General features: G+C 35.7%; 27 protein-coding genes and 1 pseudogene. 24 read left to right on the top strand and 4 right to left on the bottom strand.

What is annotated here, in order from left to right; all coding sequences use genetic code 11:
- Positions 1 to 44: 44 nt before the first annotated feature.
- Both MKX29_RS05020 and MKX29_RS05015 read left to right on the top strand, forming a co-directional pair.
- Positions 45 to 1,091 (top strand): 5-methylcytosine restriction system specificity protein McrC, encoded by a 1,047-nt coding sequence (locus MKX29_RS05020; RefSeq protein ID WP_341104387.1) that lies wholly within the window; start codon positions 45 to 47, stop codon positions 1,089 to 1,091.
- Positions 1,092 to 1,680: 589 nt separating this feature from the next.
- Complete coding sequence (locus MKX29_RS05015) at positions 1,681 to 2,190, top strand: hypothetical protein (protein ID WP_341104385.1); 510 nt, start codon at positions 1,681 to 1,683, stop codon at positions 2,188 to 2,190.
- Positions 2,191 to 2,881: 691 nt separating this feature from the next.
- On the opposite strand, the gene MKX29_RS05010 is transcribed toward MKX29_RS05015, so the two are convergent.
- The gene (locus MKX29_RS05010) at positions 2,882 to 3,364 is read right to left on the bottom strand and encodes a hypothetical protein (protein ID WP_341104383.1); all 483 of its coding nucleotides are present in this window, start codon (positions 3,362 to 3,364) and stop codon (positions 2,882 to 2,884) included.
- Positions 3,365 to 3,495: 131 nt separating this feature from the next.
- On the opposite strand from MKX29_RS05010, the gene MKX29_RS05005 reads away from it, so the two are divergent.
- Entirely contained in the window at positions 3,496 to 3,825 is a 330-nt protein-coding gene (locus MKX29_RS05005; RefSeq protein ID WP_341104380.1) for a hypothetical protein, read from the top strand.
- A gap of 418 nt (positions 3,826 to 4,243) precedes the next feature.
- On the opposite strand, the gene MKX29_RS05000 is transcribed toward MKX29_RS05005, so the two are convergent.
- Positions 4,244 to 4,552: a hypothetical protein gene (locus MKX29_RS05000; protein ID WP_341104378.1), complete on the bottom strand. Its 309-nt coding sequence runs from the start codon at positions 4,550 to 4,552 to the stop codon at positions 4,244 to 4,246.
- Between the two features lie 113 nt (positions 4,553 to 4,665).
- Here MKX29_RS05000 and MKX29_RS04995 point away from each other — a divergent pair, with 113 nt between their 5' ends.
- From MKX29_RS04995 to MKX29_RS04925, 15 genes are all read left to right on the top strand, one after another.
- Entirely contained in the window at positions 4,666 to 5,220 is a 555-nt protein-coding gene (locus MKX29_RS04995) for a GNAT family N-acetyltransferase (protein WP_341104376.1), read from the top strand.
- A 167-nt stretch (positions 5,221 to 5,387) separates the two neighbouring features.
- Entirely contained in the window at positions 5,388 to 5,852 is a 465-nt protein-coding gene (locus MKX29_RS04990; protein WP_341104374.1) for an NUDIX domain-containing protein, read from the top strand.
- An 81-nt stretch (positions 5,853 to 5,933) separates the two neighbouring features.
- Entirely contained in the window at positions 5,934 to 6,173 is a 240-nt protein-coding gene (locus tag MKX29_RS04985; protein WP_341104372.1) for a hypothetical protein, read from the top strand.
- 33 nt (positions 6,174 to 6,206) lie between these two features.
- Entirely contained in the window at positions 6,207 to 6,398 is a 192-nt protein-coding gene (locus MKX29_RS04980; RefSeq protein WP_341104370.1) for a hypothetical protein, read from the top strand.
- A gap of 2 nt (positions 6,399 to 6,400) precedes the next feature.
- A complete protein-coding gene (locus MKX29_RS04975; RefSeq protein ID WP_341104368.1) occupies positions 6,401 to 6,880 on the top strand; it encodes a GNAT family N-acetyltransferase in 480 nt (159 codons plus the stop codon).
- 91 nt (positions 6,881 to 6,971) lie between these two features.
- Positions 6,972 to 7,199, top strand: a complete 228-nt coding sequence (locus MKX29_RS04970; RefSeq protein ID WP_341108206.1) for a zinc-binding dehydrogenase — start codon at positions 6,972 to 6,974, stop codon at positions 7,197 to 7,199.
- A gap of 391 nt (positions 7,200 to 7,590) precedes the next feature.
- On the top strand, positions 7,591 to 8,154 hold the full coding sequence (gene ahpC, locus MKX29_RS04965; RefSeq protein ID WP_095370569.1) for an alkyl hydroperoxide reductase subunit C: 564 nt from the start codon (positions 7,591 to 7,593) through the stop codon (positions 8,152 to 8,154).
- 13 nt (positions 8,155 to 8,167) lie between these two features.
- Positions 8,168 to 9,697, top strand: coding sequence for an alkyl hydroperoxide reductase subunit F (ahpF, locus tag MKX29_RS04960; RefSeq protein WP_341104366.1), 1,530 nt, complete (start codon positions 8,168 to 8,170; stop codon positions 9,695 to 9,697).
- A gap of 304 nt (positions 9,698 to 10,001) precedes the next feature.
- Positions 10,002 to 10,802: an SMI1/KNR4 family protein gene (locus MKX29_RS04955; RefSeq protein ID WP_341104364.1), complete on the top strand. Its 801-nt coding sequence runs from the start codon at positions 10,002 to 10,004 to the stop codon at positions 10,800 to 10,802.
- A gap of 189 nt (positions 10,803 to 10,991) precedes the next feature.
- Positions 10,992 to 11,180 (top strand): hypothetical protein, encoded by a 189-nt coding sequence (locus MKX29_RS04950; RefSeq protein WP_341104362.1) that lies wholly within the window; start codon positions 10,992 to 10,994, stop codon positions 11,178 to 11,180.
- 154 nt (positions 11,181 to 11,334) lie between these two features.
- The gene (locus MKX29_RS04945) at positions 11,335 to 11,832 is read left to right on the top strand and encodes a YehS family protein (RefSeq protein ID WP_341104360.1); all 498 of its coding nucleotides are present in this window, start codon (positions 11,335 to 11,337) and stop codon (positions 11,830 to 11,832) included.
- 151 nt (positions 11,833 to 11,983) lie between these two features.
- Positions 11,984 to 12,349, top strand: coding sequence for a DUF2089 domain-containing protein (locus MKX29_RS04940; protein ID WP_341104358.1), 366 nt, complete (start codon positions 11,984 to 11,986; stop codon positions 12,347 to 12,349).
- 14 nt (positions 12,350 to 12,363) lie between these two features.
- Positions 12,364 to 12,753 (top strand): SHOCT-like domain-containing protein, encoded by a 390-nt coding sequence (locus MKX29_RS04935; RefSeq protein WP_341104356.1) that lies wholly within the window; start codon positions 12,364 to 12,366, stop codon positions 12,751 to 12,753.
- A 10-nt stretch (positions 12,754 to 12,763) separates the two neighbouring features.
- On the top strand, positions 12,764 to 13,045 hold the full coding sequence (locus MKX29_RS04930; RefSeq protein WP_251162791.1) for a hypothetical protein: 282 nt from the start codon (positions 12,764 to 12,766) through the stop codon (positions 13,043 to 13,045).
- Positions 13,046 to 13,301: 256 nt separating this feature from the next.
- Positions 13,302 to 13,451: a hypothetical protein gene (locus tag MKX29_RS04925; RefSeq protein WP_341104354.1), complete on the top strand. Its 150-nt coding sequence runs from the start codon at positions 13,302 to 13,304 to the stop codon at positions 13,449 to 13,451.
- A gap of 15 nt (positions 13,452 to 13,466) precedes the next feature.
- Here MKX29_RS04925 and MKX29_RS04920 read toward each other — a convergent pair whose 3' ends face one another.
- Both MKX29_RS04920 and MKX29_RS04915 read right to left on the bottom strand, forming a co-directional pair.
- Entirely contained in the window at positions 13,467 to 14,102 is a 636-nt protein-coding gene (locus MKX29_RS04920) for a DUF998 domain-containing protein (protein ID WP_224934450.1), read from the bottom strand.
- A gap of 117 nt (positions 14,103 to 14,219) precedes the next feature.
- A pseudogene (locus tag MKX29_RS04915) lies at positions 14,220 to 14,441 on the bottom strand (cyclase).
- A gap of 211 nt (positions 14,442 to 14,652) precedes the next feature.
- On the opposite strand from MKX29_RS04915, the gene MKX29_RS04910 reads away from it, so the two are divergent.
- From MKX29_RS04910 to MKX29_RS04890, 6 genes are all read left to right on the top strand, one after another.
- Positions 14,653 to 15,621: a tRNA dihydrouridine synthase gene (locus MKX29_RS04910; protein ID WP_251162843.1), complete on the top strand. Its 969-nt coding sequence runs from the start codon at positions 14,653 to 14,655 to the stop codon at positions 15,619 to 15,621.
- A 397-nt stretch (positions 15,622 to 16,018) separates the two neighbouring features.
- Positions 16,019 to 17,914 (top strand): endonuclease MutS2, encoded by a 1,896-nt coding sequence (locus MKX29_RS04905; protein ID WP_341104350.1) that lies wholly within the window; start codon positions 16,019 to 16,021, stop codon positions 17,912 to 17,914.
- A 430-nt stretch (positions 17,915 to 18,344) separates the two neighbouring features.
- The gene (locus tag MKX29_RS04900) at positions 18,345 to 18,923 is read left to right on the top strand and encodes a hypothetical protein (protein ID WP_341104348.1); all 579 of its coding nucleotides are present in this window, start codon (positions 18,345 to 18,347) and stop codon (positions 18,921 to 18,923) included.
- 174 nt (positions 18,924 to 19,097) lie between these two features.
- Positions 19,098 to 19,274, top strand: coding sequence for a GntR family transcriptional regulator (locus MKX29_RS24450; RefSeq protein WP_445662703.1), 177 nt, complete (start codon positions 19,098 to 19,100; stop codon positions 19,272 to 19,274).
- A 586-nt stretch (positions 19,275 to 19,860) separates the two neighbouring features.
- On the top strand, positions 19,861 to 21,252 hold the full coding sequence (locus MKX29_RS04895) for a sodium/glutamate symporter (RefSeq protein ID WP_341104346.1): 1,392 nt from the start codon (positions 19,861 to 19,863) through the stop codon (positions 21,250 to 21,252).
- 166 nt (positions 21,253 to 21,418) lie between these two features.
- Positions 21,419 to 22,561, top strand: a complete 1,143-nt coding sequence (locus tag MKX29_RS04890; protein ID WP_224934458.1) for an MFS transporter — start codon at positions 21,419 to 21,421, stop codon at positions 22,559 to 22,561.
- The last annotated feature ends 30 nt before the right edge of the window (positions 22,562 to 22,591 follow it).

Genomic DNA, 22,591 nt, shown 5'->3' with positions numbered 1-22,591 from the left:
GCAGAAGGCAAACCATTGGGCGGACCGACTAAGGGGCTGTTACGATGGAGAGAAATAGCAATATTCAAATTAGGAATATCTATTATATGCTTTCTTATGCCTATCAAACTTTGAATCTTACAGAATATAAACATATTGGCGCAGAAAAATTTGAAAATGTGAAAGACCTCTATTCAGAGGTTCTATCTATTGGAATACCTGTATTAATTCGTGGGGGATTAATTAAAGATTATGTATGTGTTGAGGAGAAATCCACTGTTATTAAAGGGAAAATTGATATAAATGCTTCCATAAAGAAAAACGCATTGGTAGATAAGAAGCTAGTGGTAATATACGATGAGTTTTCTGAAGATATTTTATTGAATCAAATTATTAAAGCTACTCTTGTTTTTTTATCTCATTCAGCAAAAATCAAACCTAAAACACGTAGATTATTTTATGGTTTTCTCCCTTATTTTGAAGAGGTTTCAAATAGAGAAATGAACCTTCAGCTATGGAAAAATGTCCAGTATAATAGCCAAAATATCCGCTATCAATTTGTCATTGATGTATGCAGGTATCTTTATGAAGAACTATTGCTTGATGAAAGTTCGGAATCGCAATCTATGAAACAAATACAGGATGAGCAAAGGTTGTCGGCTTTATACGAAAAATTTATCTTTTCATTTTACAAACGCGAAACGAATTATTTTGTATCACGTCCTCAAATTCAATGGAAAGTTGATGATGGATTTAGCGAGGCATTACCAATCATGCAAACAGATATTGTGCTTCAAACAAGTAATAAAACACTGATTGTAGATACGAAGTTCTATTCAGAGAATATGGGCACAAGATTTGAGGGAGGGGAGTCAAAACAAAAATCGAATAATCTCTATCAAATTTTCACTTATGTAAATAATTGGAATAAGAAACCTTCTGAAATAGTGGGTGGCATGTTACTTTATGCTAGAACAATAGGATTAAGCCAACCAAACCATACTTACAATATTAATGGAAATCAAATTTTTGTATTATCTTTTGATTTGAATCAGGACTTTAATGGTATCAAAGCTGATTTGTTGGCATATGTTAATCGATTCTTTAACTAATTTCATAAGTGGGTAAGCATCTAATATATACTCAGTGCTAGTTAAACATTTATTTTTACTTAATAAATAATTGAGTGTAGTAACTTAATTTAACAGAGCAAACTACTACATGTTTTATTGTCTATCTTTGTTTGTGTATAAAGTTTCCTATTTTGTATTTAATATACAAGTTGGCTTTATACTGCTGGTTATTCATATACAAATAAGATGCTATTCAATCTTTGTTTAACCTCTACCATATATTGATTGAATATATCTTTTTTTCTCGCATCAGAGCTATTTTCTTACCAATATATAATTCAATTACTTGGAAGTAACTGTAACTTCAAATCCCCAAGTTTACTTAAGGAGCCTATTTCGTTTAAATATTATATTTTTATTCTTGATTAACTGGAAAAATAAGTCGTATTCATGTTGAGTAAGTAGAAAACTTTCGCAACCCTTTGTCACGATCATGAAGAAATTTTTAAATCGATGCGTTTCCCCTTCTTGTTTTAACATAAGCATGGATGAATTAAAACATATTAAAATTTGATGGAATTTAACCGATAATAAAATTTGTAAGATACATCTAGGGGGAAACTTAATTATGAAGAAACTTATTTTATTTTCATTGATGGCTGTTTCATTGACATTGGCTGCATGTGGTAGTGATAAACCCACAAATACTGAAGCAGATAACTCATCTGATTTGAATGAACAAAATGAAGTAGATGTGAAGAAGGAAAGTGAATTTCCATTCCCTGACAATACTGAGCAACTTGGAGAAGCATCTGTTGTAGTTTCAACTTCGGGTGGCGATTCCCAAGATGGTAATGTACCAGTATTGTTTGTAAATGAAGATACATTAATGGATAGTGTATGGGTAGAATATGCTAACTTTCACGGAGATAAGGAAACTTTTATTTACATAAATGGTATATACGATAATACTGATCAAATCGGAGAACTTACTCAAACTACAATAGAACTAGTTGAAGGAAATTTAGAACCAGGAATTTATACTGTGTCAGCTGTCCAATTTGAGAAAAATAATCCGGAAAGTAAACCAATAGTATATACTGAAGCTCAATTTGAAATTAAAAAGGCAAACGAATAAAACTTACGACCTATTATATCTAAAAAAGAATTGCTTTTAACCGGTCTTGGCCATGTCAAGTAGGGAACATAAAAAGCTAAGCAGTGGGCGCGTGTCGAAATTCAATCGCGCGCGTTTCTTTATATTGTCCCGTTTGTAATGATAGATGAGATCCTCAAGAGTTTACTCTAGTTCTTTTTCTCTCTAATACTTATATATACAGTATTCGATTAAAGTGTTATGTCATCAAAGTCAGCCAACTGGCAAAGGAAACTGTCTGAACAATGCCTGCATAGGATCATTCTTTTAATATTTCAAAAGCTGAGAAACTGTATAGAAAATTAGAGATACTCATATGATTTCCAACAAAGAATACAACTTATGGCGCAACCTGCGCTACAATATAGTAATTATGCATTCAATCAAGAAATTATTGCTCTACAAGATGGTATCGTAATTAAAGTAGTTGTTAAGTATATAGACAATGTTCCAGATTAGATGGATTGAAACCCCCATGCTGGTAACCATGTAGTTATTGAACATGCCAATCAAGAATATTTTATGATTGCTCACTTTAAAAAGGATTCTATTATAGTAAATGGGATAAGGTTTTACAAAAAGAATTGTCAGGAAATAATGAAGTGTATTTAATTTAACTAGTTATAAATTAAATTGTATCTTATTAGAAAACCTGTTCTCTGATGTACATCATTCACCTCCGCCTAATAACCTCCAATTGATAAGGCAGTACAAAACCATACACAATAAAATAAAACAAAATAGAGAAAAAATTAAACCATCCTTTTTCTATCATGTAACCAAAGTATTCTATTCCAATTTCGATACCAAATGAAATGAGGGTGAAGAATATGACTAACCTCCATTTGTTTTTCTTATTTGCGAAATTTAAGAAGATACAAGCTAATGATGAAGGGATGAAGGTAAAAGAGAGAATATCTCCGAGTCCTAGCTTTTTAGGGGAACCTAAATCAACTAAGTCGAAAACGCGTAAAATAAATGCATCCATGATCCATGTTGCAAACCCAACAATACAAAAAATGATATATAATTCTGTTAGATTTATTCTCTTTTTGGGCATGAGGTTAAGGATAAATAATAGCGCGACAACAACGATGATTGGAAACCATAATCCTTTTGCTCCAAGGTCTAGATTACTAAGTGCAGTAGAAAGCATGGTATCTCCTCCGAAAATTACTAAAACTTAGTATGTGTATTAAAGGATGGAAGATACATACATTCTAGATACAGTATGTTGGAAATAAAGGAAACCGATGATGACAATATGTGTGAATGGAGAGCGGAGAAATGGAACTCATGTTAGGATCAGGAATTCTTCTTAGCTACATGTATGCAGTTTATTTTCTATTTAATCAGTTACCAAAGGTCATTGCCAGAAGAAATACTGATTTTGTGAGGCAAATTCTGTCTTCTTGGATCATTGTCGTTATTTCTTCCTTCATACTTGCTCAAATGACCAAGGGGCGTCTAGCAGTGTCCATCCTATTCGATGGTATTTTTTACTTTTCTATAGTCATTACTTTAGGCTTGTTTTTTTTGTTTGTTATCATAAGGAACGTTAACCTCTTACTCTATAAGAAAATAATCAATAAAATCCAAGTAAATATGAAACAATAGGTCCATTTAGAGTAAGCGGAACTTAAAAGAAGCGAACTTTTTTTGCAATTAGTAACGGATTACGACTGCCGTCCAATATATAAAGCTAATAAAGACAAAACCACCTATAAAGGTGAAAACGGCAGAAGGTAATTTTTTATACGTAAATATAAGGAACCATCCAACGATTATATGGATTAGTAAGAAGATGAGTATCATGGCATTCGACTTCCTTACGTTAAAATATTGGTGCAAGCTCATGGCACTTCTACGTCCCTAGCCTTTTTTATAGTCCAGCGCTCTCTAATTCACTAATGGTCGTAAATATACGAGAATATATGTCTTTTACATGTTCCACTTTTAATTCATCGTTATATAATCCATCCTACACTATTCACAGCATCTTCTACTTTTGAGGGGAGAATGCCGACCGCATAGTTTACGCAAGGCGACCATTGACAGTCTTTGTTGAATGTAAGTAAACTTTGGCATATTGTTTTTTAGACGCTTCTGTTAGGTTTTCTTCAGTAACGATCACGGCATCAAGAGAACGTTTGGTTGTTTCTAGTTCATTAAAGGACATTTCAAAGAATTTGATGGTGTCTTCTTTTATTTCAGGTGTTTCCCCAATTACGGCAATCTTTAAGGTGCTTCCTTTATAAACATCAAAGCTAGGTGTATCGCTACAGGCGCTAAGTAATACTATAAAGCTGAAGATGAAAATAGTTAAAGAACTACTTCTTTTCATACATACTCCTCCTCTTATAATTGAATATTAGCATAATATTCCAATTCTATTAAAGGGATATTTAAAATATAAAACGAATTACTTAATGAACATACATAGAGGAGGAAAAAACCTTGAACCATTCTTTATTTATCATTAGAAAAGCGGTTATAGAGGATGCAATGGGCATCGCAAGAGTACACGTCGATAGTTGGCGCAGCACCTATGCAACCATTTTCCCACAAGAATATCTAAATGGACTTACGTATGAAAAGAGGGAAAAATTGTGGTTAAACAATATACCTCTTGGTGGCGTGTATGTGGCTGAAAATGAGGTTGGTGAAATCATTGGATTTTCTTCGGGTGGGGAAGAGAGAAGTGGGAAGTACAACGGTTTTGATGGCGAACTGTATGCAATTTATTTATTAGAAGAGTATCAAAGAAAAGGAGTGGGGTCGGCGCTGTTTTCAGCCGTTACTACTGAACTGAAACAAAAGGGATATCAAGGGATGCTTGTCCTAGTTGTGGAGGATAATCACTCTTATCGATTTTATGAAGCCCTTGGTGGGGGAAAAATTGATTCTATTGAAATGAATATGGCTGGTGAGAAATATGGGGAGATTGTGTATGGATGGAGAGATATTACTCCTTTGACATTAGAAATCAATAAACGTTTTACATATCGTTAAAGTGAGATTCATACTCAATTGTTATCTTATTGATAGCGGGGATAGCATCAGTGGCTATCAGTACATTTGGCGAAGGAGGAGCCAAATGTTTTTTTTTGATTATTTCTAAAAAAAATTACCATATTCACTGGTATAATAGGTTTATATAAATAGAAGGTGGGATAGTGATGACTTATCCAGTGAGAGTGAGGGCATGTGCGCTAATTATCGAAAATGATTCAATTCTTTTGATTGAATATGAAGATGAGAGAGGCATTCATTATAATTTGCCTGCAGGGGGTGTAGAACCGAATGAATCAGTCATTGAAGCTGTAAAGCGAGAAGCGAAAGAAGAAGCATCAATTGACGTGAAAGTAGGTCCTTTAGCATTTATATATGAGTATGCCCCGCACTTGAATGCGAATAAATACGGTGATATTCATTCGTTGCAGTTAATTTTTGAATGTACCCTTACCGATGAATCTGTTCCTAAGCAACCAAAGTATCCTGATCCTCATCAAACTGATGTAAAATGGATTAAATTATCCGAATTAAATAATATCTTACTTTTCCCCCATTTAGAAGAATATATTCTTACCTATCATCAACAGAAAAGAAATATCGGATTAATAGAAGAACAAACCCTAAGTTGATAGTAGGAGAATCTTGAAATGAAAGATATTCGTAAGATTTGTTGCTAGAATTATTATGAACGTAAGAGGTTCAATATTTAAATGAAGTACAAAAATACGACTTTCATTTTGGTTTGTGTCTTTTGTGTGATTTTATTTAACTTTCTAAAGAAAGATGTCTGGGAAGTGAATGCTGATTTATTGAAAGAAGAGGTATTGTCCATTGAGTCATCTGTAGAAGAAGTAAATTTATTGGATATCACACCATTGGATTGGGATAAAGTTTATTTCTTTGAGCCTTATATTCAGAAAGAGTGGATATATGAAACGGTCGGATATTAATGGGATACTATAAGTGAAACAGTAAACGAAGGAATGAACCAAATTGTATTTAAAAAGAATAATCAAGTGGTTTGTTACGGCATTTCTAGTGAAAAAACTCAAGTTCTTGCCGGCTCTCTCCTTAAAGCGGATGAACAGCGCTTATTTGAAGTGGTAAGGGATGGTGATGTGGTTTTATTTAAAAAGCAACTAGCAGATTTAATACAGGTAAAAAGGAGAGAGTGAAATTGAATACATCTGGAGAAGTTCAATTAGGGTTATATCGTGAGGAGCACTTAGAAATAATAAATAGATTTGAATTACCTGAAAATCAAGCGAAGTTTACAGCATTACCAAAGGAAATAGTAGCTGTTTCTAATGGGCAATATCGAGTAGTTATCCTTTCAAAAGACGTTCCAGTAGGCTTTTTCCTGCTACATAGTACAAAAAGGGTAAGTGAATATACCGTTAATCCTCATGCTATGTTATTGACAGCCCTTTCTATAGATTACAAACATCAGGGCAAAGGGTATGCTAAGCAAGCGATGCTCGCGTTAAAAGCATTTATCACTACTCATTTCCCCGAGTGCAATGAAGTGGTTTTGGCGGTCAATCATAAAAACATTCCCGCACAGCAATTGTACTTAAAAGTTGGTTTTGTTGATACTGGTGAGCGGAAAATAGGAGAAATTGGCGAACAGTTTATATTGAAATTAGAGATAAAGTAATAGACCATTTTTATCTCAAACCATCTTCTTATTTTGAAGGAATACTAGCGTTTCTGTTTATGCAGAAACGCTTTTCTTTATGTAATGAAACCTGATCTATAAGATTAAAACGTTATTTATGAAACCGAGTGGCAAACAATTAAAAGCTATCGCAGACTTGATTGAGGCTGGTAAAATAAAGCCGATCATAGATAAAGCATTTTCATTTGACGATGCACAAAAAGCGATGAAATATGCAGAATCAGGGAGGGCAAAAGGGAAAATCATATTAAAAATTAAAAAGGCGCTAAATTTTCTTTTAGTGGCTGTAAAAAACTAGTCCCTCACATAATAGAACTAGTTTTTCCCTTTCTTAAATCGTATTTATTTGTCCGTTCTCTCTTAGAATGGAGAGGGGAGAATTTTCATTTGAAGCTATTCATTCTCAATTGAAGACTCTTTCTTTCTATTTTATAGTTTATTTCACAATAATGTAATATTTAGTTGAAAACGTATACACTTCTTATGTAGCCTATATTTAGCGTAGATTCCTCATAATATTTAACCGATTAGGAATGATTGATATAAATTAATTCATGCGCTTTAATTGACAAATATAATATTAGTAATATAATAATAATCAATGCTAATTAATAATAATTATAGATTATGAATGAGGTCATTCTGTTAATCTATGATTAAATTTAAACAACTTTTAGGAGGACTACAACATGTCATTAATAGGAAAAGAAGTATTACCATTTAACGCACATGCATATAGAAATGGAGATTTTATTGAAGTATCTGAAGCAGATCTTAAAGGTCATTGGAGTGTCGTTTGTTTCTACCCAGCTGACTTTACATTTGTTTGCCCAACAGAACTTGAAGATCTTCAAGATCAATACCCAGCTCTACAAGAACTAGGTGTAGAAGTATTCTCTGTTTCAAGAGACTCTCACTTTACTCATAAAGCATGGCATGATACATCAGAAGCAATTGGTAAAATCACATATACAATGATTGGTGATCCATCACATACAATTTCTCGTAACTTCGATGTTCTTATTGAAGAATTAGGTCAAGCAGATCGTGGTACATTCATTATCGATCCAGATGGTATCATTCAAGCAGTTGAAATCAATGCAGATGGTATTGGTCGTGACGCAAGCATTCTTATCGATAAAATTAAAGCAGCTCAATATGTTCGTTCTAATCCAGGCGAAGTTTGCCCGGCAAAATGGAAAGAAGGATCTTCTACACTTAAGCCAAGCCTTGATTTAGTCGGCAAAATTTAAGGAGTGGAACCCCATGATATTAGAAGCAGAAATTAAAGAGCAACTCCATCAGTATCTTCAACTGATGGAGGGCGATGTATTACTGAAAGTAAGTACCGGAGACGATGACGTATCAAAAGATATGCTTGCTCTCGTTGATGAACTTGCAACAATGTCATCTAAAATTAAGGTAGAAACAGCTACTTTAAAAAGAACACCAAGCTTCAGCGTGAATCGCATGGGTGAAGATACAGGTGTCGCTTTTGCTGGTATTCCTCTTGGTCATGAATTTACTTCCTTAGTATTGGCCTTATTACAAGCAAGTGGCCGTGCGCCAAAAGTAGATGATAAGGTGATGGAACAGGTAAAGAATATTCAAGGGGAGTTTCATTTCGAAACTTACGTTAGTCTGACATGCCATAATTGTCCTGATGTGGTACAGGCCTTGAATATCATGAGTGTGTTAAACCCAGGCATTACACACACAATGATCGATGGCGCGGCTTTTAAAGAAGAAGTCGATAGCAAAAACATCATGGCCGTACCAACTGTTTTCCTTAATGGAGAAGTGTTTGGTAGTGGACGTATGACTTTAGATGAAATTTTAGCGAAGATGGGTAGCACAGAAGATCCAGCTGAATTTTCTAATAAAGATCCATTTGATGTACTAGTTGTTGGTGGTGGCCCAGCAGGTGCGAGTGCAGCGATTTATGCTGCTCGTAAAGGTATCCGTACTGGAGTTGTTGCTGAGCGATTCGGTGGTCAAATCATGGATACGCTAGGTATCGAGAACTTTATCGGTACGAAGTATACAGAAGGTCCTAAGCTTGCAGCTAGTCTTGAAGAACATGTGAAAGAATACGATGTCGACGTGATGAATCTACAACGCGCGAAAAGCTTACAAAGAAAAGAACTCATTGAAGTAGAATTAGAAAACGGTGCGGTTCTTAAGAGTAAGTCAGTCATTCTTTCCACAGGTGCAAGATGGAGAAACGTTGGCGTACCTGGTGAAGCAGAATTCAAAAATAAAGGTGTCGCTTACTGTCCACATTGTGACGGCCCATTATTCGAAGGAAAAGACGTTGCGGTCATCGGTGGCGGTAATTCAGGTATCGAGGCAGCAATCGACCTAGCGGGTATCGTTAAACATGTAACAGTTATTGAGTTCGGTGCAGAACTAAGAGCCGATTCGGTCCTACAAGAGCGTCTGTATAGCTTACCGAATGTGAAAGTGATTAAAAACGCACAAACAACAGAAATCACGGGTACAGATAAAGTGAATGGTATCACTTATCTAGACCGTGAAACAGAAGAAGTACACCATATTGAACTTCAAGGAATCTTTGTTCAAATTGGTCTTGTTCCAAACACGGATTGGTTAGGCGATACGATTGAGCGCACAAGAACAGGCGAAATCGTCGTCGATAACCATGGTGCAACAAACGTCCCAGGCGTATTTGCAGCAGGTGACTGTACGAACAACCCGTACAAACAAATTATAATTTCTATGGGATCAGGGGCCAACGCATCATTAGGTGCATTTGATTACCTGATTAGGAATTAATATATATTTGCGGAGAAAGGTCAAGTGAGTTGAAACTCATCTTGCCTTTCTCTTTTTTTTATGGAGTGGATGTATCGATATTGTTTGGGCTGATTCAATCATGCAATCAAAGAAAAAGGGTTTTGCTCGTACATCTAGAGTAAAATCATCAAAGATAGCCGAACAAAAAGTTTTCATTCTCTCCTCTTTTGGCCTTATTTGTTGACTAAGCGTTTATCAACTATGTTATTTTTACAATTTTTACATATATTTTGATACAATTATACTCAATCAAAGGATTTCTAGAGGGTGGATGACTATAAATATGTGGAGACCTTTTTACGCTAGTGGTATCGTGTTAGAGAAATTAACAAAAGAAGATGTATTGAAAGCTGAGGAGCATTTTGGTGTGAAATTGCCAAGGGAATATGTGGATTTACTTCATATACAAAATGGCGGATACCTATTGAAAGATAGCATCAACATAGACGTAGAGATAGAAAATGAGCATACGCTTCCAATTGATTATCTTCTCGGTATTAAAGAAAATAAAGGTATCATGGAGACGAAGTATCTATTTAGTGAATGGGAAATTGATCATAATCAACTTATCGTTATTTCTGGCGATGGCCATTATTTTATTGTGTTAGATTATAGTAAGGATCAAAATAACCCGAATGTCGCTTATTTAAATTCTGATTCAGGTGAGCTAATCGAGTTATTCCCAACATTTTATGAATTTATGAACGAGCTCAAACCAGAAGATGATGAAAATTCATATGACCATGAAGAAGAGATCAATCAATTCCTGCGTAATCCTAATTTAGTAGCTGCAAAAAAGCTGGTAAACTCGGATAATGAAGATTTAATTTATCAAGGAATAGAATATTGGGGTCAAACAGGCAAAGATAAAAGTGAATTCAATCGTCTATTGCTTCACATTGTTCAGCACACTAAATTTTTGTCAGTTCAAGCATTAGTAGCGGGGATATTATGGAGAAAAGTAGCATCGGAAGAGATACAAGAAAAGTCTGCCATTCAGGCAGTTTTTGATAGTATTCCAGATTCACCGTTAGATTTAGTGAAAGAATATAAACAAAAAATAGTTGAAGAATTGAATGGATAATTATTTCCTCGTTTTTGTTGTATAAGTGATTAGTTGATGTATATAGGAGGTTCCCACTCCACAAATGTCACCAATTTTCTGGAGGGAAATGGAATGTGTGACGTTGTTTAGCCGCTTGAAATTGTATGTTATGCTTAATTGTACATACAAGTAAAAATCGTTACTATCAATATAAAAGGAGCAATTAAAATGGAAGCAGCAAAACAATGGCTTGCTATCCCCAAGGATACTAGAGAAATGCTCTTAAGAAATGTATTTTGTAGCAATTGTGGGGAAACGGAGATTGTGAAATACACGATTGAATCGGGTGATTATGGACCTATATTAAAAGGAAAATGTAAAACTTGTGGCAGTGAAGTTGCTCGTGTGATTGATTAGTGCTAAGTATGGAGGGATGGTCTTAGGTAGACTGTCCTTTTCTTTGATATAAGTTGATTTCAACATAAGTGGATTGCATAGCAATGACAATGTTAAAATAGACAATGGCTATTGGACAACATTGCAAAGTCCGTTAAAGATAGGAGTGAATAACATGGTTGATAATAATGATCTTTTAATCCGGTTGCGATATGCGTTGGATATTAAAAATAGTGAAATGGCAGAGATTTTTAAGCTAGGTGAGGAAGAGGTTACAGTGCCAGAGGTGGTGAAGATTCTTAAAAAGTTTGATGAAGATGAGGCGGAAAACCGAATTGAATTAACTGATGCGATGTTGAATTCGTTCTTAAATGGCCTCATTATTTATAAAAGAGGAAAACAAGAACCGAAACCCGGGCAAGCGAATACACCGGACCCGTCGATCACGAGCCATCGTCATATCAATAATATTCTCTTAAAGAAAGTCAAAATTGCCTTGGCATTAACAACAGAGGATATGATTGATATCTTTAGAAAAGCGGGGCTCAACGTTTCAAAAGGAGAAATAGGCGCTTTTCTTAGAAAAGAAGGACATAAAAACTATAAAGTGTGCTTAGATCACTTTGCTAGGAACTTTTTGAAAGGCTTGACTATTAAATATAGGGAAGCATGATATAAATAAAAGCAGTGGGAGTAATCCTGCTGTTTTTATTTTGTTGAAATAAATTAAATTAAATAAATATATATAAAAAATTAATTATATTAATTTACATATTAATATAATTAATATATAATCAAATAAAATTAAATGAAGGGAGTGCGTTATGGCTTATAAAGTGATTACGAGTTGCCCCGTTTGTAGTGAAACATTGAAAATTACTAAATTGCAGTGTGCACATTGCCAAACGACGATTGAAAATGAGTTCGAATTATCTAGGTTAGCGTCTTTGTCTAACGATCAGTTGCATTTTGTGGAAGTGTTCTTAACTTGTCGAGGTAATATAAAAGAGGTTGAAAAGGAATTGGGGGTTTCTTATCCGACCGTTCGCAGCAAGCTTTCAGATATCATTTCATCACTTGGTTATAAACAGGCTAAGAAGAATGAAGTGGATGAGAAGAAGGTCATCTCCATGTTGGAAAACGGTGAAATAAATTCAGACGAAGCAATTAAGCTCTTAAAAGGAGAATAAGGAGGCGTATTGGTATGAAAGAGGAAATCACAAAAGTGTTAACGATGGTGCAAGAAGGAAAAATAGATGCCGATAAAGGGGCAGAGCTGATCCAGGTGTTAAAAGAGAAGGAAGAGAAAGAAAGTAAGCAGCCCGAATCATCAAGTAAGTATATGGAAAAAGTACTCAAAATCCGTGTAAAATCATCTGAAAATGATAATGTCACAGTTAATCTACCAATCAAACTTGTCAAAGTGGTGTTGTTAGCAGGGCATAATATTGCAGCGAGTATACCTGAGTCTGCGAAATACGTGAAAGATATTGATATTAACTTAATTATCGAAGCGATTGAAAATGAATTGGACGGCCAAATTGTTGATGTGAAGTCAGCAGACGGAGATACCGTTTCGGTCTTTATTGAGTAGTGACGATCCCATGCTGAAAATTACGGTGAGAACAGAAGGTATGCGATTAACGATTCCAGTTCCTCATGCTGCATTACATATTGGTTGCTCTATTCTTTTATCCAAAGTGTTTCAGCGGTATGTATATGCGGGAATCAATCAACAACTGCAAAAGAAAGAAGTTGATTTTGTCATCCCACAAATGGATAAAAAATGGTTGAAACCTATTCTGAAAGAAATAAAGAGTCATAAAGGATTGGTACTAGTAGATGTAGTAGCGAATGATGGGACTGAAGTGAAGGTCAGATTGTAACTTTAAGGGAAGTGGTTATATTAATTCCAGTTCCTTTTTTTATTTGTTAGCAGGGCAAACAAGGATGTAAGAAAATTGGTAACTAAAAAAAGAAGTAATTAATAAAAAGGCAACAGTAAAAAGAATACTTAAAAGGTTATTCGCATAACTTCCTCCTAAATAAATCAAATCGCCAACCTAATTATATAGATGATATGTAAAACGACTCTTAATCTAACAGATGAGAAGAAGGAAAAACAGAGGACGGTGTATTGGTGTGGAATGGAGTAAAGAGACAGAAATGTTTATTATCTTTATTTATTACGTCATACCCGCAGTAGTGATGGGCTTGATTATTATTGGGTTTGTGATACTATTCCGTAATTTAATAAAGTATAAAAGGAACAAAAATAAAGAAGATGTCTGAAGAGAAACCTGCATCTTAATTTGATGCAGGCAAAGATTTAGAACGCTTTATTAAAAGATAAGTGGATACTGTTCCCCAAATAAACAATATGAAATAAAAGAGTCTTTGAAGTAATCCTGAAGGGAGAGGAAAGAGTGGAACAAGTGAAATCAGAATAGTAGTAGATATTAAGCTTGCTGTGCAAAAATATGTCCATTTTCTAATGGGTGGCAGTTTCTTAGCGAAAATGAGTAGGCCTGGAAATACGGTTATCATAGCGATCCATACGAGAATAGAGTGCCCTAATAAATTGACATCAGCAGGGATTATGCCTGAGATAAAGGTAGAAATGCCTATTAAAAGGATAAACGATGTTGCCATTCGATTAATCAATGATTTGCACAAATATTGGGAGAGATATAGTACTCCGATACAAAAGGTTAATCCGTTAAACACAAAGAGTCCATTCATCCCCACATGATGAGGGGAGCATATTTCATAAGGTGCGAATGCATAAGTGAATTCACCGCAGGTAGTTACACCAAGGTCACTCATAGCATGATGTAAATAGCTATAAGACGCTGTTGAGGTAAAAATGAAGAAAGGTTCAATAAGAAAGTATAGGCAAGTCATCCCCCAACTTAAGAAGCCTATTCTATTTGATATATACATGAGATTCCTCCTGAGAGAAAGTTTATGTATATTTTATATCCATTATTTACTAAAGAGTATGGGCTATTTGTGTATATTGGTTTAAGGCTTGAGGCTGAAAAGCTTTAAGTGGCCTCACTATTCCTCGCTTTTCATACGTTTATGTTTTTCATGAATGATTTTTTTATTTAGTATTTTCACTGTTCCCACCATTAACAATCTCATATCTTCTACAATGTAGTTCGCTAGATCTTCATCTTAGATCGTATCTTCGTCAATATCCAAGCGAAAATCTTGTCCCTGTAAGCCTCCCCCATTGGTAAATTCTATTTCGAAGTCGAATTGTACGCGTTTATCCATTATATTGCCCCCCCACTCTTGTTATTGTTTTATTCCTATTCGTTTAGGGGGCATAAAGTGACCTTCTCATACAAACCATCTTATTCCCCGATATGATAAACTATAAATGTCAAAATTAACTGTTGTTTGAAAAGCAGTGTGTAAACATGCTATAAGTGAAGAAGGTATATTTGATAAATAGATATCTCACCGTGAGAGGATTGAATACATGATGAAAGAAAATTTTTGGCGTGAGTTGCCACGCCCATTCTTTGTGCTTGCACCGATGGAGGATGTGACGGATGTTGTTTTTCGTCATGTCGTTAGTGAGGCAGCACGGCCAGATGTGTTTTTTACTGAATTCACAAATTCGGAAAGTTATTGTCATCCTGATGGACAAAAAAGTGTTCGTGGTCGCTTGACTTTTACAGAGGATGAACAGCCGATGGTGGCGCATATATGGGGAGATAGACCTGAGAATTTTCGTGAAATGAGTATTGGTATGGCGGAACTAGGATTTAAAGGCATTGACCTTAATATGGGCTGTCCTGTGCCGAATGTTGCTGGAAACGGTAAAGGTAGCGGATTGATTTGTCGTCCGGATGTTGCTGCTGAGCTGATTGCTGCGGCAAAAGCAGGGGGACTGCCTGTTAGTGTGAAAACAAGGCTCGGTTATAGTGAAATCGACGAATGGCGTGATTGGCTCACGCATATTTTAAAACAAGATATTGCCAACCTCTCGATTCATCTTCGGACGAGAGAAGAAATGAGTAAGGTAGACGCACACTGGGAATTGATTCCAGAAATTAAAAAGCTCCGTGATGAGGTAGCTCCTGATACGCTGTTAACAATTAATGGTGATATTTCTGACCGCCAAGTGGGATTAGAGCTGGCAGAAAAATACGGAATTGACGGTGTAATGATTGGCCGAGGTATTTTTAAAAACCCATTTGCTTTTGAAAAGGAAGCCAAAGAGCATAGTAGTAAAGAATTATTGGACCTATTAAGATTGCATCTCGATCTTCATGATCAATATGCAGGGTTGGAGCTGCGCCCGTATACCGGCCTTCATCGTTTTTTCAAAATTTATGTTCGAAGCTTTAAAGGAGCGGGAGAATTAAGAAATCAGTTAATGAATACAAAGTCAACTGATGAAGCACGTGCGTTACTTGATGATTTTGACAGAATAAATCATTCATAAGAGAAAAGATGAATATTTACTTCTTTTTATCGATATGATATGATACTGGTAATTAGATTCCATAATAAAAATTGAGAGGTGCCTTTATGAGTGCAGTAGGTTCTAAATAGGCAATTAAATTTGAAATGAATGCAATAACAAATGGGAAAAATTTTATTAGTGATCCCCTGCTATTTGTTATGGATTGATTTCAACCTATGAAGATACCTACTATACTTTATAAAGCATGTGATGAACAGGGAAGCTATATCTAGCTTTTCTTATGGTTCATGACGTCTTCTAGCCTTATAAATGTAAAAGCTGCGGGGTATCCCTGCAGCTTTTTCTGTCTAAAAATCTATCGGAATCTAATAAGTAGGTGTCTTCACAATGAAAAAATGAGTGAGGAGCATCGAAATTGAATAATATGACATTTGAAAAACTACAATATAACGAATTAAAACAAATTGTGCAATCTTATTGTGTGAGCGGTTTAGGTAAAAGGTTAATCGATAAACAAGCACCGAGTACAAATATAAAAGTGGTGAACAACCGCTTACAGGAAACTACTGAGGCACGAGCAATCATAGATGCCGAGGGCCATATTCCTTTTGTAGGTATTACAAACATTGAAAGCATTATTGATTCACTTGATAAGGACATTATTTTGCAACCGAGTGATTTAGTTAGTTTATCTGACTTTTTACGAGGCTGTCGCAAAATCAAACAATTCATGCAAAGCAAAGAGTTTTTCGCACCAACGCTTGCTTCTTATGCTCAGTCGATGTCTGAAATGAAGACAATAGAGGAAGAGATCAATTTTACGATTAAAGGCAGTCGTATTGATTCGTCGGCAAGTAGAGAGTTAAAAAAAATCCGTTTTAAAAAAGAAGCGACAGAAGAAAAAATTAACGAGCGTTTAAATAAATTTTTAAACAATGGCACGAATAAGAAGTATATCCAAGAGTTCTTTATTAGTAAAAAAGATGACAGATATACAATTCCTATTAAAGCCTCTTATAAAGGTCAAGTGCCAGGTGCCATTATTGAAGTATCTTCGAAAGGTTCTACTGTATTTATCGAACCACAGACCGTTTCGAAGCTGAGTGCAGAATTAGCAAGCCTTAAAGTAGAAGAAGAGATGGAAGAATACCAAATATTAGCGACACTCTCTGGGATGATAGTAGAAGAGTTACAAAAGATAAAAGTAAATATGGAGTTAATTAGCCAGTATGACATGGTATTTGCGAAGGCGAAATATAGTAAGCATATTGCTGGCATACAGCCGCAGGTCAATGATCATGGCTATATTAAAATAGTGAATGGTAAGCATCCCTTGTTGCCGAAAGATGCTATACCCCTCCAGTTTGAGATAGGTAAAGATTATAGAAGCTTAATCATTACTGGCCCTAATGCCGGTGGAAAAACAATTGTATTAAAAACAATTGGGCTCTTAACTTTAGCGACGATGTTAGGGGTTCATATTGCGGCAGAACAGGGAACGGAGATCGCCATTTTTGAACATATTTTCGTTGATATTGGCGACAATCAAAGTATAGAAAATGCATTAAGTACGTTTTCATCTCATATGAAAAATTTGTCGGAAATCATGAACGCCTCCAATCATCGTACTCTTTTATTATTTGACGAAATTGGCAGTGGTACTGAACCGAATGAAGGGGCAGCACTTGCAATTGCGATATTAGAGGAATTCTATCATATGGGCTGTCTAACCATTGCAACCACTCATTATGGGGAAATCAAACGTTATTCAGAATTGCATAGTGATTTTATGAACGCAGCGATGCAATTCGATCAGGAAACTTTATCACCCTTGTATCGGTTAGTTATTGGGAAATCAGGAGATAGTAACGCATTATGGATTTCTCGCAAAATGAATATGAAAGAATCCGTATTAAAGCGAGCAGAAGCTTATATGGAGAATAAAGATTATCAACTAAAGCAAGTGAATCCAGATAAAATACGTCAGCCTAAACACAAGAGCGAAGCCGTTGCAGCAAAATATGATTATAAAAAAGGGGACAGAGTAAAACTATTGGATCATAATGACTTTGCGATTATCTACAAAGAAATGGATCAATTTTATAATGTTGTGGTCTACTATAAAGGAGAAATGATTGAAGTAAATGTCAAACGAATTACTTTAAATCTCCCAGCACAGGAACTATATCCAGAAGGTTACGATTTAGAAACCTTATTCACTGATTTCGCTACAAGGAAAATGGAACACGATATTAATCGAGGATCGAAGAAAGCCCTACGGAAAATTCAGAAGGAAATGAGGAAAAAATAAAACAATATTGATGTACCCGAGTCCATGTATAAGGATTCGGGTTTTTCATATTTAGTAACAACTCAAACTGATGAAGAGTTTAAGAAAGTGAGCGGAGCCAAAGGAATTAGCGCGTTCATCCAGAGAGAAACCAAGGAAGATGGCATAACGAAAGAGCTTTGCAAGTGTTCAAAAAAAAAAACGGTACATAGACGAAGCTGATTATATTAACTTTCATAAATCCACCACTCCATTCATCCGTAAGAAGCACCTAATAACTGAAAAGGAATCAAGCGTATGATGAATTACGACCAAAGACCTAGCGAAACTTTAGTCTCTAGCTAGTTAATCAGTCATGATTCCTTTTGTATGCTTATCTTATGCAATCGGAAAAAATGGTGGCTATCGGGATTTGTTTATATTTCATTCGTTGGCTAGAGGAGAGACGGTAATGGGTTTAGGTGACAAGAAGGTTTATATTTTGCTTACAGATACAGGTACGTACTTTACGAAATTGATAAAATTCTATACGAAGAGAAGTTATAATCATGCATCTATCGCCTTTGATCATGAATTAGCAAAAGTATATAGTTTTGGCAGGAAAAAGCCACGGAATCCCTTTATCGGTGGGTTTGTAGTAGAGAATATAAACAAAGGATTGTTGAAGCATGCGGATTGCATCATTTATTCTTTCGCAGTTAATAATGAAGAACTGAGGAAAATGGAACAATATATCGCTACAATCGAATCTGAAAAGGAGGATTATCGTTATAATCTCTTTGGTCTATTTGGTGTGCTGTTTAATAAACCTTTGAACAGAAGAAAAGCTTTCTTCTGTTCTCAGTTTGTAGCTTCCGTCATCCACGCAACTGACAGCATCGAATTTGAAAAACCGCTATCATTAATCACTCCGTATGATCTCCGCAATATCCCCTTTATACAGGTTGAATATGAAGGGAAGCTGAAAGAGTATTTGTATAAGGAAATAGAACAACCTGAGGGAAAAGATTCTTTTTTTGTCTCAATATAGTAAATGGGTGCTAAAATTTTCCTTGTCATATTTTTAACAGATTCATTGCGTCTCTCTATGTAATAGGTATCATAGAAGCTATAACTGTGATCACATATCACATAATGGAGGTGACGATCCCATAAATGCATATAAGCGAAGAAATTACCGTCCCCACATTTTCTCAAGAAGTGTATAAATGTCTCCGGTATATTCCCACCAGGTAAAAGAGTTTCTATTAGAAAATTAGCTGACCAATTGAATGTCAGTACAATGCCGGTTAAAGAAGCATTAAATAAATTACATCAGAAGGCTTTTTTCATTTTGAACGGAGGAGTATTTTTGTTAGCCAGCTTTCATCGCAATAATTAATTGAATTATATGGATTACTTTAGAGAAAATGGCCTTGGAATGGTCGTATAGACATTATGAAGGTTCCTTTGAAGAAATCAATGAGTTGATTCAAAAAGATAATCCAGACATAGAACTTGCCTCTTAAAAAATTTAAGCAGAATTACAAATTGAGTTTGTTTATGGAATGGATGCAGCTGAAAATGGAATCGGCACGATGTCAGAAGAGCGTTGGGAGACGCTGATTGACCCGCTATGATGAAGGATTGATGGATGAGAAGTTCGGCTGCAGAAGAAGTCTTTACTACTAAATGGTGTCCGAAAGAAGAGTAAGTGATTCGATATCACTTACTCTTCTTTGTTGTTTCTTCTCAGGAATTGTTGAATGAAACGGTTTGTATGGGAAAAACTCACAATAGCCGTTTTTTTATTTAGCTCTCTTTGGGGCAGGTAGTTCTTCGGTGGTCTCGGAATAGATGGAATTATTTTATTTATTCTCTCATGTGACAAGTTTATTCGGCATGTAGTATAATTCACGGGTCACTCTCTATAGGTTTCCCTAGAAGAAAAATGGGGAAATTAAATGAAATACAAAGGGGATGAATAAATGGACTTAACGATTGCTGCTTTTTCAGTTCTTATCCTGGCGATTATTTTAGTGCTTGGTAAATGGGTAAGAATTAAAGTGAAATTACTTCAAAGATTGTTTTTACCAACATCATTAATTGCGGGTTTTATTGCACTTATATTAGGACCAGAAATACTAGGAAGGCTACTTGGACGCGAAGGTGGAATTTTTACATCTGAGATGGTCGAAGTTTGGGCTAGTCTGCCAGGCCTTTTAATTAATATTGTTTTTGCATGTCTTTTTATAGGGTTTAAATTACCTAATCCCAAAAAAATGTGGCGGATTGGTGGGCCGCATATTGCTTTAGGTTATACACTCTCTTTTGCTCAATATGTAGTGGGTATTTTACTTGCTATCACCATCATTACACCTCTTTTTGGACTTAGTCCTGCTGCAGGCGCCTTAATTGAGATTGCCTTTGTTGGTGGTCATGGAACAGTGGCGGGTTTACAAGGGACATTTACTTCTTTAGGTTTTGAAGAAGGTTATGATTTGGCAATTGGTTTGTCGACAGTCGGTATTCTTGCAGGTATCATCGTAGGGATGATTTTAATCAATTGGGGAGCACGTAATGGCAAATCTAAAACATTGAGTCACCCTGATGAGATTTCTGTAGAGGAGCAGTCAGGTATTATTAAGGTCGATAATCGTTCATCAGCGGGTCTGCAAACTACTTCGCCGATGTCTATTGAGCCGTTAACGCTTCATATTGGATTTGTTGGGCTATCTATTTTTATTGGGTTCTTATTATTGGAAGCGTTTCAATGGCTTGAGGCTGTTACTTATGGGCCAGCTATAGGTGTTTATTTATTTGAATATGTTCCTTTATTTCCATTCGCAATGATAGGGGGAATATTGTTACAATTATTCTTATCCAAATTTGACCGTTATCAATTAGTTGATCGCGAATTAATTAATCGTATTCAAGGTGTAGCTCTTGATTTCCTAATCATTAGTGCGATGGCTTCACTTAGTCTACAGGTCATTGGTGAGAATTTCATTCCGTTCATTATTTTAGCGATTGCTGGAATTGTCTTGAATGTAGGGTTATTCTTATATCTGGGTCCTCGTATGATACCTGAGTATTGGTTTGAAAGAGGATTAGGAGATTTCGGACAGTCTACAGGTGTGGCTGCAACAGGAATTATGCTAATGAAAACAGTCGATCCAGAGAACAAATCGCCAGCACTCAATGCCTTTGGCTATAAACAAATTGTATTTGAACCGATGGTAGGTGGCGGGCTTATTACAGCTGCAGCCGTTCCATTTATTATTCAGTTTGGAGCAATTCCTGTATTAATTGTCAGTACAATTTTAATGATTATCTTTTGGATAATAGGCGTAAAAGTGTTTGGTAAGAAGAAAAAGTGAGTGATTGACAATCCATGTTCAAAATGATAAATTATTTTTGTTTATAAATGAATAATGGCGACATGGCTATGGGCGTCATGTTAGCGAATTCGCATAGAATATGTTTGAATGCAGCGCCTCCCGCTTTTATAGGGAGCGCTGCCTTTTTGCGTGGAGGGAAGGTCAGATGGATAAAAGAGTGTATTTACTAACCATAATTACTTTTATTGTCGGTTTGGTTGAGTTAATTATTGCGGGCATCTTGCCACTTATTGCAACGGATTTAGGTGTGTCGCTTGGTGAAGTGGGGATGTTGATCTCTTTGTTTTCATTAAGCTTTGCCATATCTGGTCCTGTACTATTATCTTTAACAGCGAAGATAGAGAGAAAGCGGTTATTTCTATTCGTTCTCTTTGTTTTCTTCTTATCTAATTTAATGATTGTTGTTATGGACGGTTATGTATCTTTGTTGGTTGGAAGAGTAATATCGGCTATGTGTGCGGCTCTTCTTATTTCATTATGTCTCACGATTGCTTCACAAATTAGTGGTGAAAAATATCGAGCGAGAGCGATTGGTATTGTACTGATGGGGGTCAGTGCGTCCCTTGTTTTTGGAATTCCATTCGGCTTGTGGTTAGGTAATGAATATAGCTGGAGAGCGCCGTTCTTGTTTATTTCGATTCTGACATTAATCATCATGATTGTTGTTTATTTTGCATTAGGTCCAATAGAGGCGAAAAGAGGTTTACCTTTAAAGGAACAGTTAAAAGCATTAAAAAATAGAAAGATTGTACTCGTTCAACTGACATCGATTCTCTTTTTTGCCGGTCATATGAGTCTATATGCGTATTTAACACCCTTTCTTAGTGAGACGATGAGTATTACTGGTAATTCGCTTAGTTTGATTTACCTTATTATTGGTATCGTTGCTGTATGTGGTAGTTTTTTAGGTGGGCAGATTACGGATCGCTTAGGTGCGAAACGATCTATTATCATCGTACTTTCTGCTTTTATTGTTACGATTATCCTTATCCCGTATTTGCAGTTTTCTCTTGCTTTGTTTATTTGTGCACTATTGTTATGGAATTTATTAAGTTGGTCTTTGCAGCCCGCTATCCAGAGCTATCTTGTATCTGCTGCGCCAGAAACGTCTGATATTCAACAAAGTTTAAATAATTCAGGGGTTCATGTTGGTATGGCTATTGGTTCAACTGTTGGTGGAATCATCATCGATCAATATCATGTGGAGATCAATCCTCTTATTGCAGGGGGTTTTACATGTATCGCCTTGCTCATTATCTTGGCCGCATTTAAGCAAAAGCGTAAATGAAAATAAAAAAGCAGCCTTCAAATTGAGACT

Origin of the sequence: Cytobacillus sp. FSL R7-0696 (assembly GCF_038006865.1) — a bacterium.
In the GTDB taxonomy this organism is placed as follows: Bacteria; Bacillota; Bacilli; order Bacillales; family Cytobacillaceae; genus Cytobacillus; species Cytobacillus kochii.
Note: the sequence above shows the minus strand (reverse complement) of the source record. Positions and strands in the feature narration are given on the sequence as shown.

Coding starts and splice junctions, on each gene's coding strand:
- MKX29_RS04895 (WP_341104346.1), top strand. CDS start 19,861: ATGGACTTAACGATTGCTGCTTTTTCAGTTCTTATCCTGGCGATTATT.
- MKX29_RS04990 (WP_341104374.1), top strand. CDS start 5,388: ATGACTTATCCAGTGAGAGTGAGGGCATGTGCGCTAATTATCGAAAAT.
- MKX29_RS04985 (WP_341104372.1), top strand. CDS start 5,934: ATGAAGTACAAAAATACGACTTTCATTTTGGTTTGTGTCTTTTGTGTG.
- MKX29_RS04930 (WP_251162791.1), top strand. CDS start 12,764: ATGCTGAAAATTACGGTGAGAACAGAAGGTATGCGATTAACGATTCCA.
- MKX29_RS04955 (WP_341104364.1), top strand. CDS start 10,002: ATGTGGAGACCTTTTTACGCTAGTGGTATCGTGTTAGAGAAATTAACA.
- ahpF (WP_341104366.1), top strand. CDS start 8,168: ATGATATTAGAAGCAGAAATTAAAGAGCAACTCCATCAGTATCTTCAA.
- MKX29_RS05005 (WP_341104380.1), top strand. CDS start 3,496: ATGGAACTCATGTTAGGATCAGGAATTCTTCTTAGCTACATGTATGCA.
- ahpC (WP_095370569.1), top strand. CDS start 7,591: ATGTCATTAATAGGAAAAGAAGTATTACCATTTAACGCACATGCATAT.
- MKX29_RS04935 (WP_341104356.1), top strand. CDS start 12,364: ATGAAAGAGGAAATCACAAAAGTGTTAACGATGGTGCAAGAAGGAAAA.
- MKX29_RS05010 (WP_341104383.1), bottom strand. CDS start 3,364: ATGCTTTCTACTGCACTTAGTAATCTAGACCTTGGAGCAAAAGGATTA.
- MKX29_RS05020 (WP_341104387.1), top strand. CDS start 45: ATGGAGAGAAATAGCAATATTCAAATTAGGAATATCTATTATATGCTT.
- MKX29_RS04910 (WP_251162843.1), top strand. CDS start 14,653: ATGAAAGAAAATTTTTGGCGTGAGTTGCCACGCCCATTCTTTGTGCTT.
- MKX29_RS05015 (WP_341104385.1), top strand. CDS start 1,681: ATGAAGAAACTTATTTTATTTTCATTGATGGCTGTTTCATTGACATTG.
- MKX29_RS04900 (WP_341104348.1), top strand. CDS start 18,345: ATGGGTTTAGGTGACAAGAAGGTTTATATTTTGCTTACAGATACAGGT.
- MKX29_RS04980 (WP_341104370.1), top strand. CDS start 6,207: ATGAACCAAATTGTATTTAAAAAGAATAATCAAGTGGTTTGTTACGGC.
- MKX29_RS05000 (WP_341104378.1), bottom strand. CDS start 4,552: ATGAAAAGAAGTAGTTCTTTAACTATTTTCATCTTCAGCTTTATAGTA.
- MKX29_RS04950 (WP_341104362.1), top strand. CDS start 10,992: ATGGAAGCAGCAAAACAATGGCTTGCTATCCCCAAGGATACTAGAGAA.
- MKX29_RS04945 (WP_341104360.1), top strand. CDS start 11,335: ATGGTTGATAATAATGATCTTTTAATCCGGTTGCGATATGCGTTGGAT.
- MKX29_RS04890 (WP_224934458.1), top strand. CDS start 21,419: ATGGATAAAAGAGTGTATTTACTAACCATAATTACTTTTATTGTCGGT.
- MKX29_RS04920 (WP_224934450.1), bottom strand. CDS start 14,102: ATGTATATATCAAATAGAATAGGCTTCTTAAGTTGGGGGATGACTTGC.
- MKX29_RS04940 (WP_341104358.1), top strand. CDS start 11,984: ATGGCTTATAAAGTGATTACGAGTTGCCCCGTTTGTAGTGAAACATTG.